This is a genomic window from Paenibacillus sp. PL91 (genome assembly GCF_012935325.2).
In the GTDB taxonomy this organism is placed as follows: domain Bacteria; phylum Bacillota; class Bacilli; order Paenibacillales; family Paenibacillaceae; genus Pristimantibacillus.
In genome coordinates this window covers 835,288-847,684 of the sequence record NZ_JABBYG020000001.1, presented here as the reverse complement: position 1 = coordinate 847,684, position 12,397 = coordinate 835,288, and the positions used below count along the sequence as shown (strand labels likewise).

General features: G+C 44.9%; 12 protein-coding genes and 1 riboswitch. Of the genes, 2 read left to right on the top strand and 10 right to left on the bottom strand.

The annotated features are described in order from the left end of the window. Positions 1 to 94: 94 nt before the first annotated feature. Positions 95 to 766: a ribose-5-phosphate isomerase RpiA gene (gene rpiA / locus HI950_RS04060; RefSeq protein WP_169081472.1), complete on the bottom strand. Its 672-nt coding sequence runs from the start codon at positions 764 to 766 to the stop codon at positions 95 to 97. A gap of 33 nt (positions 767 to 799) precedes the next feature. Continuing rightward, on the bottom strand, positions 800 to 1,246 hold the full coding sequence (locus HI950_RS04055; RefSeq protein ID WP_169082194.1) for a GNAT family N-acetyltransferase: 447 nt from the start codon (positions 1,244 to 1,246) through the stop codon (positions 800 to 802). Positions 1,247 to 1,520: 274 nt separating this feature from the next. On the opposite strand from HI950_RS04055, the gene HI950_RS04050 reads away from it, so the two are divergent. Next, positions 1,521 to 1,811, top strand: coding sequence for a hypothetical protein (locus HI950_RS04050; protein ID WP_169081473.1), 291 nt, complete (start codon positions 1,521 to 1,523; stop codon positions 1,809 to 1,811). Between the two features lie 79 nt (positions 1,812 to 1,890). On the opposite strand, the gene HI950_RS04045 is transcribed toward HI950_RS04050, so the two are convergent. From HI950_RS04045 to HI950_RS04020, 6 genes are all read right to left on the bottom strand, one after another. Further along, the gene (locus tag HI950_RS04045; RefSeq protein WP_169081474.1) at positions 1,891 to 3,531 is read right to left on the bottom strand and encodes a GGDEF domain-containing response regulator; all 1,641 of its coding nucleotides are present in this window, start codon (positions 3,529 to 3,531) and stop codon (positions 1,891 to 1,893) included. Between the two features lie 18 nt (positions 3,532 to 3,549). Beyond that, entirely contained in the window at positions 3,550 to 6,390 is a 2,841-nt protein-coding gene (locus HI950_RS04040) for an ATP-binding protein (protein ID WP_169081475.1), read from the bottom strand. Further along, complete coding sequence (locus HI950_RS04035; RefSeq protein ID WP_169081476.1) at positions 6,383 to 6,748, bottom strand: response regulator; 366 nt, start codon at positions 6,746 to 6,748, stop codon at positions 6,383 to 6,385. The genes HI950_RS04040 and HI950_RS04035 overlap by 8 nt, the downstream gene beginning before the upstream one ends. A 197-nt stretch (positions 6,749 to 6,945) precedes the next feature. Further along, the gene (locus HI950_RS04030) at positions 6,946 to 7,212 is read right to left on the bottom strand and encodes a CD3324 family protein (protein ID WP_187768021.1); all 267 of its coding nucleotides are present in this window, start codon (positions 7,210 to 7,212) and stop codon (positions 6,946 to 6,948) included. A 451-nt stretch (positions 7,213 to 7,663) separates the two neighbouring features. Beyond that, complete coding sequence (locus HI950_RS04025; RefSeq protein WP_169081477.1) at positions 7,664 to 8,443, bottom strand: Cof-type HAD-IIB family hydrolase; 780 nt, start codon at positions 8,441 to 8,443, stop codon at positions 7,664 to 7,666. Between the two features lie 169 nt (positions 8,444 to 8,612). After that, on the bottom strand, positions 8,613 to 9,350 hold the full coding sequence (locus HI950_RS04020; RefSeq protein WP_169081478.1) for an RNA polymerase sigma factor: 738 nt from the start codon (positions 9,348 to 9,350) through the stop codon (positions 8,613 to 8,615). Between the two features lie 189 nt (positions 9,351 to 9,539). Between HI950_RS04020 and clpP the strand changes: the two genes are divergently transcribed. Continuing rightward, positions 9,540 to 10,124, top strand: a complete 585-nt coding sequence (gene clpP / locus HI950_RS04015; protein ID WP_169082196.1) for an ATP-dependent Clp endopeptidase proteolytic subunit ClpP — start codon at positions 9,540 to 9,542, stop codon at positions 10,122 to 10,124. On the opposite strand, the gene HI950_RS04010 is transcribed toward clpP, so the two are convergent. Together HI950_RS04010 and HI950_RS04005 are read right to left on the bottom strand one after the other, a co-directional pair. After that, complete coding sequence (locus HI950_RS04010) at positions 10,111 to 11,013, bottom strand: NAD(P)/FAD-dependent oxidoreductase (protein ID WP_169081479.1); 903 nt, start codon at positions 11,011 to 11,013, stop codon at positions 10,111 to 10,113. The genes clpP and HI950_RS04010 overlap by 14 nt on opposite strands. Before the next feature lie 151 nt (positions 11,014 to 11,164). Beyond that, a complete protein-coding gene (locus tag HI950_RS04005; protein WP_169081480.1) occupies positions 11,165 to 12,103 on the bottom strand; it encodes an EamA family transporter in 939 nt (312 codons plus the stop codon). Between the two features lie 82 nt (positions 12,104 to 12,185). Then, positions 12,186 to 12,296, bottom strand: a riboswitch (purine riboswitch). Positions 12,297 to 12,397: the final 101 nt, after the last annotated feature.

The window sequence follows — 12,397 nt, the reverse complement described above, 5'->3', positions numbered from 1 at the left end:
CGGCAATAGTTCACGGCTTTAAAAATACAAAAAAACCTCGAAAGACCACAAGTGTAGTCCATCAAGGCTTATTGAAATGAATGAAATTTGGATATTACATTTTCAGAAGCTCCTTAACGGTTCCATCCTGATAACCAACGATGACGAGCGTAGCCATTCCAATAAACAATCCATTGTCTACGACTCCTGGGATGAGATTGAGTGCCTGGTGAAGCTCCTCCGCTCGAGTTATCTTGCCGAAATGACAATCTACGATATAGTTTCCGTTATCCGTTAGATACGTTTGATTATCAGCTGTTCTTAGAACAGGGTCAGCACCTTGCTTGCGCAGTTTTTTAATCGTCATTTCATAACCGAACGGAACAATCTCTACAGGCAAAGGGAATGCACCAAGCTGCTCGGCAAGCTTGCTTTCATCTATGATAATGATCAGCTGCTTGCTTGCAGAGGCTACGATTTTCTCACGCAGCAACGCGCCTCCGCCCCCTTTGATGAGATTCCACTCCGCATCTACCTCATCTGCCCCATCAATAGTGATATCAATAGATTCGATTTCGGCAAAAGGCAGCAGGCTTATCCCCAGCTCCTTGGCCAAGTTTTCAGACTGCTTGGATGTTGCGATCGCCTTGATCGATAGCCCTTCCTTCACTCTTTGTCCTATTTTTCGAATTGCGAAATAGGCTGTTGAGCCTGTACCGAGTCCAACGATCATACCGTCTTTAATAAAATCTACAGCTCTTTCGGCTGCTATTCTTTTGGATTCCATAAGCACACCTCTTCCTTTACTCCTATTTTTAATTTATATCGTTAAATAATAATGGAAATACTCGTTATCTCTCTTATACCCATTTCGTTCATACAACCGTTGTGCTGTTTCGTTCTCGATTGCAGTTGAGAGTTCTAATCCTTTTGCGTTGGCAGCTCTCGCAAACTCCTTTGCCTGATCCAGCAGCAGCTGTGCAGCGCCCTGCCCTCTGTACGCTTCAAGCACATACAAATCATTTAGTATGTAAGATGCCCTCATCGAAATAGATGAAAATGAAGGATAAAGCTGCGTGAAGCCGATCGCACGGTTATCCGTTTGATCCTTAGCTACAAACAATATGGACTCGTTATTTTCAATTCGCCCAGCCAAAAAAGCTATTGCCCCTGCAAGGTCGGATGGCTGCTTATAGAACATCCTGTAATTATCAAATAGAACGGCTGCTTCCTCTACATGTTCAATCGTTGCTTTAAAGACTGCTATCTTCATATTGACTCCTCCAACGAATAAAAAAATGGTCGTTCATCGCCTATCCTTCGTAAATCCGCTTTCTTTTTTTGATTTCTCCTTCCAAATATTATAACGGTCAGCTGGCAGATTGAATACATATACAAATAGACATTTTAAGAGCACTCGGAAGCTCGCTATTTATGTCGTTAATTATATCGTTTCAGCTGCATCAACCGACAAACATCACGTCTAGTATCTGTTAGTATTTTTATTAGGTTGTCCCACCACAGAATAGGAGCGCTGATCAATGAATACAATAGCAAATGAGCATTTTAAAGATGAAACGATTGTGTTTGACGGCTTTAGCTTTATCGGCTGTACGTTTACGAATTGTGTCATTATTATTACAACATTAGAGTTCAATTTCGAGAGATGCTCTTTCTATGAATCTTCCTTGCATGTCAATCCGAATCTATCTATATTTGCAATCTCGCACAAGCTTTCGCAATCGACGTATGATTCGGAAACCAATTGCTATCGGAATGATTATAAGTACCCACAAACGGTCGTAGATTTGCCGGTCGTAACGACTCGTTAATAGGTGTTCCAATTGAATAGCAAGACTATCACATGAAAAACCGCACTCCGATTGGGAGTGCGGTTTTTTCTATCGTCTATTAGCTAAGTATTCGATTGGACAAACGTTCAATGCGAAGTACCAGCTCCTGCATATGGAACGGCTTGACGACGTAATCGTCAGCGCCGATTTGCAGAGCTTGAACGATATCCGCCTTATTGTTGCGTGCTGTCAGCATGACGACCAACAGCTGCTGCTCGGGATAGTTGTTGCGCAGACGCTCCAATACGTCTAAACCGTCTAAGTCGGGCATTGAGCCATCGAGCAAAACAATATACTTTTCACCTTCTTTAAACCAATCCGCTGTTAGAAAGGACATGCCATCAGCATATCCAAACGCTTGCACCTTCGCGTGGTTTGCCGGCTTCCAGCTCGTGAATCGGTTGATTACAATTTCTCGAATGAGTGCGTCATCATCAACGATGATAACGTTTAGGAACGTTTCCAGCTTGGCGTCGGTCATCTCCTGAGAATAGACGACAGTTTGATTTCTACCGCCCCGTTTGCCGTTGTACAGAGCTTGATCGGCCTCTTCAACAAGCTGCTCCGTATGGCTATTGTGACTCGTGATTTCAGATACGCCAGCACTGAAAGTAACCTGGAAGCAATCCTGTCCCGCTTGAAATTTAACGGCATTAAATTTCATTCGGAGATGCTCCACAAGAAGAGCTCCCTGGACAGCATCTGTGCTAGGAAAAATCAATGCAAACTCTTCTCCCCCATATCGACAGAAAATATCCTGCGGCCGAATGGCTGCTTGTGCGGTAGCGACAAAAGCTTGAAGCACTTCATCGCCTTTGATGTGTCCATAGGTATCATTCACTTGCTTGAAATAATCCAGATCGAGCATGACCAGCGTGAAAATATGACCCTCTCGCTTATAGCTCTCGATGTGGTGCCGCATCATTTGATTAAAATGCTTTCGATTGTAAGCGCCTGTCAGTTCGTCGATTATTATCGAACGCTCCCAATCCTTTTTCATGGCGAAACGATTATCAATGAGCGCTGTCAGCAGGTCGATGTCGAAAGGCTTTGCAAGAAAGTCCATCGCACCTGTGCGATAGGCATGAATTTGATTTTCAATGGATACATTACCGCTCATCATCATAATCGGGATATGCTCCTGCTTGGCTTTGTCGACAATCTGATTGAGCACATACATGCCGCTTTTGTCGGGCAATACGATATCGAGCAGGATAAGACTTGGCTTCCATTCGTAAAATAGCTTTAATCCCCGCTCTGCATTCAGCGCGATACTCACCGGATAGTTTTGTTTTTCCAAAACCTCCTTTACGTAAGTAACAAAATCTACGTCATCGTCTATAACGAGTACACGATCACGGTAGATGCTATGATCATCAACCATACGATCTGCAATTAGCATTTCATTTTCCAATTCTTCTAAACGCTGTGATAGATGAGGAAACAAGTCGTTTAAGGGCAGCAAATGCTCCGACCATTTATCACGGGGAAACGCTTTGCTGCTTTTTTCGGAAAACAACAGCTCTTTAGCCTCTGAAAATTTTTCAACCTCCAATAAGCCTATGGTACCGCTGGTTCCTTTCAGATTGTGGAAAAAACGATGAATCACTTGCTCCTCTACTGTCGCTTGCTTAGACCACTCGTCTATCGTTTGTAAAATGCGTTGTTGAATCAGCTTTTTATATTTCTCGGTTTTCATGAAAAAAGGCTCCCTCAATTAACGCAGCATGCGCATAATAGCTGCACTTAGTTTGCCGGGCAAGTAAGGCTTCACTAAAAACTCCTTAATTCCCCATTGCGCAGCTTTCCCTTTCTCCTCAAAGGCACTGGAGATAATAATAGGCTTATTCAGAAGCGCGTCTGTTTTTTTGATTTTGCCGATAATATCCCAGCCCGTTATACCGGGCTCGAGCATAAGATCAATGACAATAATATCCGGATTGAGCTGCTCGATCACTTCTATCGCCTTGCTTCCCTCCGTAAACAGATGAACTTGAAAGCCATTCGATCGCAATTCATCCCTTAGCAAGGAGGATAAGTTGTGGTCGTTTTCAACAAGCATGACATGGATCGAAGACTCGGACATTGACGTCTCCTTCTGCTCCTCGCTTGGCAGCTGCTCCTGCTGTTCCGCAAGTGGAAGAGTGACGATAAAGGTGCTGCCTTGTCCAAATTCAGAATGAACTTCGATGCTGCCCTTATGCTTGGTGACGATCTCCTTAACAATGGCTAAGCCTAAGCCGGTGCCGCCAATTTCTCTGCGGTCTGAATTATCGACTCTATAAAACTTGCTGAACAAATGAGGCAGCGCATCCTTTGGAATGCCCAGTCCATGATCCGTCAATCGAATCACGATTTTGCCATCTTTAATGTCGCTATGCACGATGATTTGTCCGCCATTAGGCGAGTATTTGACCGCATTGCTAAGCAAATTGATAAAAACCTGCTGCAATTTATCACGGTCTGCAACAACAAGTGATTCGTTTGCATCATTTTGCCAAGTGATTTCATGCAAGCTTGAAGCCATCCGCTGCATTTCAATGACTTCTTGAATTAATGGCATTAATGAAAAAGATTTCAGTTCATACATTTGCTTGCCTGACTCCATCCTCTGCAAATCGAGAAAGTCATTAATTAACGTAGTTAATCTTCTTGCTTCCTGGTGGATGGTCGTCACATATTTCCGCTGGCGTTCCGGCTTAAGCTCTCGGTGCAGCAGCAGCTCGGCAAAGCCTAGAACGCTTGCTAGTGGAGTCCGCAGCTCGTGACTAACGGTGCTTACGAATTCAGACTTCATTCGGTCAACTTCATATTCCTTCGTAATATCGCGATGAACAAGCAATAAACCGAATTTCACGCCATTCCTGAACAAAGGCTCGCTATAGATTTGAATAAATCTTCTTTCAGGCTCTATAATCTCATAATTCATGCTGTGTTGACCATTCAAATGCCCATGCGCTAGAAGTGCGTCCATAAATTGCAGAAGCGGCTCTGCTTCCACAATCGAGGATCGAATAAACGATTTGAATGGCTCGAACGGCAGATGAATCGATTCTTCATTCTGATTAAAAAATCCGAAGAATTCCGACATTTTACGATTGATTTGCAGCGTTGTCCCATCAAGGTCCAAGTACTGGATGCCTTCTTGAATCGTGTTCAGCATATCGCTTGTCATCAGTCGCTGCCTTTCGGATTGCTCGTACAATTGCAATTTATCGAAGGCTAGCGATACTTGTGTCATCATGCCTACGATTTCATCCTCTTCCAGCTTAGATATCTCTCGGTTCACTTTCGTTATGACTAGACAAGCTACCATTTCTTCGCCGGCATTTCGTACAGGCAAAATCAGATCCGTTGCCGTCATCGGCTCATCATGATACCCTTGCTCGGCACGCGTACAATCACGAACGATGCTGTATGACTGCTTTGTTTGGGCTGCGCGCAGCACAACACCATTGTCGATATTATTGATAAATTGCAATGCCGCAGCATCGGATATCCCGACGGCAGCGTAATGATGCTCTCTATTCATCATAACGATTAAGCCTTTATCTGACTCCGTGATCGCTACAATGTTTGAAATGATGCTCTCCAGCAGCTCCTGCTGATCGAGCGTATTGGAGAGTGACTGCACAAGCTGATTGCGCTTCTCCAAATATTTCTCGTTTTTTTCCATTAGGCCAACAGCACGCTGCAGCTCCTCTTGCTGAGCCTGAAGCTCGTCCTGCTGCGCGATCAGCTCTTCATTCTGAGCGAGCAGTTCTTCCTCTTTGCTCTGGATTTGCGTCATCATATTCTGGAACGTTCGAGCAAGCTCGCCAAGCTCATCCTCCCTAGATACATGATCAAGCTCGATTGGCTCTCCACTAGCGAACCTGCGTGCATGGTCTGTCAGCATGTTAAGCGGAACTCCGATATCCGTTGCGACCTTTCTTGTGATGAATAAAGATAAAATGAGGACCAGTATGATGTAGCCAATAAATAAAGCAGCTTGAAATGATAGTCTTTGAATGAGACTGTCATTTTTCGCCTCTGCAATTAGCCTGACTTGATTTTTAAAATCGTAGGAGTAGCTGATCAGCTTATTGACCGGATTGTCTTCTCCAGCCGTTACAAACTCTCGAAGCGAATCATAATCTTCAGCCTTGGAGTAATCTATCGCTTTCGGCAATACATTATCGAAATAATTGGCAAAGAAGGATTCAATATTTTTCATGACTTCTTCTTCCGAAGCGCTGAGGGTAAACGTTTTAATTTCCCCCAAGGCTTCGTCCAGCAATTTCTTTTCGCTAAAGATCTGGTCGTACTCGAAATCCGACAAATAAACGTAATAGCCGCGCGCTCGCAAAATAATTTCATTGGAGTGATCGGCAATTTCCGATACGAGCTCCTGCTTCTCTCGCATCTCGGTCGTTTCTGCCTCATAGTCTCGCAATATCGAAACCGTGCTGAGGAGCACAATAAAAGCGCCTATCAAAATCAGCGATAATGTAAAAATCATCATCGACATAAATCGACGGGTAATGCTTTTCTTATAATAGTGCCGCAGCTTACCCACAAAGCATCTCCTCTACCTTGTCGATAAGCTCTAAAGGACTAAACGGCTTTGACATGAATCCGTTGGCGCCGGCGAACAAAACCTTCTCCTGCTCAGCCTGCTGGCTCTTGGCTGACAACATGAGAATCTTCGAATGTTGGCGGCTCTCAAGCAATCGTGTTTTTTCTATGACTTCAATTCCGGTCATTCTTGGCATCATATAATCGAGAATGATCAGGTCGAAATCGGTTTCTTTTATTTTCTCCAATGCTTCTTCGCCATCCGCCGCTTCCACAAGCGAGTAGCCTTCGTCCTCGAGCGTATCCATGATCAGCATGCGCAACACAGGCTCGTCCTCTGCAATTAATAAAGTTTTCATTTCCTAATCCTCCACTGCTTTGTACTCGTTTATTTTTTCGACAACTTATGTCACAAATCTACATCATAAATATTCGACATTCGACAAAAAGTTCCTTCATTAAATCCCTGTTGGCAGTCGTTTTTATTCCTATTATGGCAATAAAAAAGCATAGAAGCAGCCCCTGACATGCGGTCTGCTTCTATGCATTGCTGCTCTTAACGAGTTTTAACTATTATTTTGCGAATACTCTCGCCTGACAAATGATATTTCCGCTCCAGGTCGGCAACGGACCAGCCACTCGTATAATAAAGATATATCTCTTTATTGCGATCAGCCAGCAGCTTCCGTGTTCCGCTAACCTCTCCCCAATGCGCTCGCTGCTCCGCTGCCTTTGGAACGTAAATCAAATCCCCTTGAATATATTTTTGCAGTTCCTTCAATAAACTAGGGGGAAGCACATCTCTCCCATTTTTGTAGTTCACAATAAACGTCCTCCTCGTACAGGCTCATCTTGATCAGGTTATTCATTCCTTTGTTCATCAACATTTTTCCTGCCTCCCTTCGATTTTTGGTCATGCCCGTGAAACGTTAAAAAAACAAAAAAAGCTATGGATCCCATATTCTCCATAGAAGCTGCTTTCCAGCTGATACTCTATAAGTATATTGTAAGCATTTTCAATTGACAAGAAATGATTAACAATATTTCCAGTTAAGCTTCTTGCGATATGTGAATGAATAAAAAGGAGACCTTGCGGTCTCCTTCATCAGGGCGATCTCCGATTAAACGGAGATCACCTCCAGGTAGTTAATCAAATCGATCAGCTCCTTTCCTTATCATTTGTCGGCCCGACTTCATCAGTATATACTTCCTATTGAGACTTGCGAAAGTGTAAGAACATTTATAAATGAACTTTACCAACCAACGCTCATTTATTAATCCTTCAACAAGCCAACCATCCTAAGTCCAAATAAAATACCGTCCTCCGAAACATCCTTCGTAACGTAACGAGCCGCTTGTTTCACTACATCAGGCGAGTTGCCCATTGCGACGCTATGATGAACGTATTGGAGCATCTCAAGATCGTTGATCCCATCGCCAAATGCATATACATCCTCATCATTAAACCCTGCCCGCTCAATAATCGCTTGAATGCCTCTCGCCTTCGAGCCGCCAGGCGGAAGTAAGTCACTGCCGTATACATGCCAACGAATAAATCCGAGCTCAGCAAAATTTTGTTTGTAGTAGCCTTCGTCTTCTTCCTTGCAATAAAGCAAGCACTGATAAATATCTCTTCCGATGTAATAATCGGGCTCCAAAGGCGGAAGTTTCAACCTTAATGCTTCCTCGATATCATCTACATAAGCAGTTTGATCCGTGCTGCTCCGCATCCCCTCCGGCGTCATAAACACTAATGGATGCTTGTTTGCTATCGAGATTTGGGAGAGCTCGGCTAAACGATCGGGATCAATGGAATGGCTGTAAACAACTTCATCGTTATAGACCACGTATGAGCCGTTAAAGCTAACGTAGGATTTGATATTCAGCGCTTCGCTTACCGGCTTCAGCATAAACGGCCCTCTGCCTGTCGCGATGACGACTTCATGCCCGGCTTCCATCAATTCCGCAATCGCCTGCTCCGTTGATGCAGGAATCTTTTTCTCATGATCAACCAATGTCCCATCTATATCAAAAAAAATCAGCTTTTTCGTCATATGTCGTCTGCCTCTATGCTATATTTCTTTCCCCCTTAGTATAGCTTATTTCAATTGTGATCGCGTTACATTCGTCAAAACAAAAATAAACCGACACTCAAAAAGTATCGGCTCATTTAGATGGTTTAGATGATGAAGGCATGTTTATTCGCAATCCTATTTGATAGCGCTAAGCTGCCATTTGTATCGAATAGTGATGGTTAGATGTAACACGAGCATGCTGCGTGCGACTAACCGTTTGCAGACGACGATTTTGGACGATTCCCGAGATGATTGCAGCTTCCCCGGCATCACGCTGAGCAAGCTCGATGAGAAGCGCTAGGTCGCCAGATTGATAGGCAGCAGCCATCTCTCTTATTAGGACAGCCCTATCCTCATCTATATCGAAGCTTGGTTCTTCAGCCTCAAGCTCTCGTCTTACGGCATGCAAGGCTTCCCGCGCCCGGTGCAGCGCAGCTTTGATCGCTCCGGTTGTTGTATTCAGCAGCTCCGCTGTCTCCGCTATGGAAAAATCCAAAGCATCCCTCAGAAGAAACACGATTCGTTGGCGTGGCGGCAAATGGCGCATGAGCGCTAACAGTGCCTCTTCAAGCTCTAAGCTATTAGCATCAGACATAGCTTCTGCATGAATGTCCTGCTTAATGATACGCTCATATTGATTTTGTCTGCGTATCCGGTCGATCCATGTATTTTTGGCGATTCGCAGCAGCAGCGCTTCAGGGTTTTGATGCGTAGAATCGATTGCGGCCCGCATTCCCTTCAGCCAAGTATCCTGTGCTAAATCCTCGGCATCCCACTTAGATCCTGTAAGGGATAAGCAATACCGATGAACGCTAGCTTGCAGCTTCCGGGTCTCTTCTTCAGCACTATGCATCTCTGTATTTTTATGCGTGTTCGCTAAAATCATATTCAGCCTCCTTAGCTCTATCCCGTCTTACGCTACGCAAAGCGTGCTTGGAGTTATCCTTACTTAAGTAAACGAACGAAGCCGCATAAAGGATACGGAGACGTTGTAATATTTTGCACCGTATCCTTTGCCGTCATTTATTCGTTTACAGATGGAAAGCATCAAAATGAATGCAGGAGGTCAAAAATGATGAGTAATTACGTGCCTTATGTAGTAGAGCAATCGAGCCGTGGCGAAAGATCGTATGATATCTATTCCAGACTGCTTAAAGATCGTATTGTGTTTTTGGGTTCGGCCATTGATGACAATGTGGCAAATAGCATCATTGCTCAATTATTATTTCTAGCGGCGGAAGACCCCGAGAAAGAAATATCGATGTACATTAATTGTCCTGGCGGCTCCACATCTGCTGGCTTCGCGATCCTCGATACGATGCAGTTCGTGAAGCCGCCCGTACATACGATATGTACCGGCTTAGCCGCTTCCTTCGCGGCCATTCTATTGCTTGCTGGCGAGAAAGGACATCGGTCCGCTCTGCCCAACAGCGAGATTATGATTCACCAGCCTCATGGCGGCGTTCAGGGCCAGGCGAGCGACATTGCGATCAGTGCCAACCGGATATTGAACATTCGGGCAAAATTAAACCAAATCTCTGCTGAGAAAACTGGTCAGCCTTTAGAAAAAATCGAAAAAGATATGGATCGTGACTATTATATGTCATCTGAGGAGGCGTTGGAATACGGAATTATCGACAAGATCGTTACTTCGATGTAGCGATTAAGCTTTTGTGAATCCATATGGCGGCTTGACTGCCGTCACCCATCGCGATGGTAACCATCTCGGAGTGAGCGGTGACGTCTCCTGCCGCCCATACATACTCAGCGCTTGTACGTTTAGTACGCGGATCAACGACGATATGCTTGTTGTCCATAAGCTCTGCGCCTAGCTGCTTCGCAATGCCGGAGCGCACTTCGTTGCCGCCGAAAGCGACAAAGCATCGCCCGCATGCAAGGGATGTGCCATCTTCAAGGATGACACCTTTGAACTGAGCTTGGTCAACGTGCACCGTACGGATCGATTGCTCTATGTATGGGATGCCTTTATCCGCAAGGAGGCTCCGTAGATCAGGATCGATAGGCGATCGTTCATGATTGACGTAGATAAGATCCGTCGTCCAGTGCGTAAGGGTCAGTGCCATATTTGCGCCAGCATTTCCCGCTCCGAGTACAAGCGTTTGTTGATCTGCTACCTCATAGCCATCGCAATCCGGACATATGTAGGCGCTTATTCCCAAGCATGGGATAAGGTCTGGAAAATTCGGCAGGCGGTCCTTCACTCCTGTGGCAAGCAGAAGCCTTTTGCCTCGGTAGCTCCGGTCGTCATTCGTATGCAGCAGCAAGCCCGCTTCCTCCCTTTCAGCACGAACGACGAACGCTTTAATGAAAGAAATGCCTAACTGCTCCGCTTGCTTTTTCCCAGAAGCCAGCAGCTCCGCTCCGCTAACGCCATTTGGAAAGCCTATTAGGTTGTGGTAGCTTCTGCACAAGGTTGATCGACCTTCAGCGGCATCAATTACAGCTACTTTATGACGATATCTTCCTAATTGTATGGCTGCTTGCAAGCCTGCAAAGCCTCCGCCAACGATTATACAGTCATATTGCATGGATGCTCCTCCTGCCAGGCATTAGTAGTCCACTCGGTAACAAACGATTACTTATTATTTATGATTGTAGGCACAGTTATACAGAACATCTTTAGCAAAAAAAAGCCAGCCGCTCTTCTTAGAAGAGCAAGCTGGCTTCTTTCGCTGCGGGTTACTGCAAACTTAAACGCCTTCTTCGCTTTAACAGCTCGGGAAGCGCAATGCCAATGAGAACGACGATTACGCCAATCCATTGCAGCGCACTTACATGCTCATTGAGGACAAAGGAGGAGAGCAATACCGCTACAGGAAGCTCCGATGCGCCTAGTATGCCTGCCATTCCCTCTCCGATATGCGGCACTCCTACCGCGAATAGGACCGGAGGAATAAATGCGCCGAACATGCCAAGCAAAAATCCATAAAGCATCAAATCGCCCATTATGAGTCCATTAAATAAAAAGGTCGGCGGGAATAAAATAAATACGAGCACCATTCCGCCTGTAATCATCCAGGCGCTGCGATAAACGGGATGTACGGCAGGAACGGCTTTACCGCTAAATAATATGAATAGCGAATAGCTTACCGCAGATAATAGGCCAAGAATGACGCCCATAACATTGAACTTGCCGGTTCCTTGCTCGATGATGCCGGCAGCAAGCATCGTTCCGCCGAATAGGATCGCAATCGTGAAGAACATAATGCCATTAGGACGCTTCCGCTGTCCTACGGCTTGAATCAGTACGCCAATCCATGTGAATTGAAATAATAAAATTATAGCCAGTGACGCCGGAATGTATCGAAGCGATTGATAATAGAGCAAGCCGGTTATTGCAGTCGGCATTCCTGCTGCCATTAGAATTAACCGCTGCTTCCATGTTAATTCCGACATGGTCTTAACCCTATTCGCACCCACACCATTGTTTGCTCCTGTGCTCCGTTTCTTGCGCCAATTCATAAACCATGCAAGCGCCCATGCAAGGATAAAACCCGTCAACAGCTGACTGCCAACAACCTCGCCCAGCTCATAGCCATTCCCATAAGCGAGTACGACGATAGTAGATAAGATGCCGTAACTGGCAGCACCTAGAAAAACCGATAAAATGTATTTCATCTGTCCCATTTCCCCTCTCTGTTCCTAGCAAACCTACATATGAACGCACAAAAAAAATCCTAACGACGAATACAGGATCATTCTCAAATGATCACATATTCGTAGTTAGGAAGTTAAGGCTCCCCGTAGAAACCCTCACCCTATTCAAGCTCAAAATCCGTGAGGTTATACGAAATATTTTATTGTGCGGATACGTGTTTACCATAGTGAATGTTACATGACAAGTGAGGTCATGTCAATAGGTTATTTATCTGAAAAATATGGCTAATCAAAAGGAACTGCTTCGCATGCAAA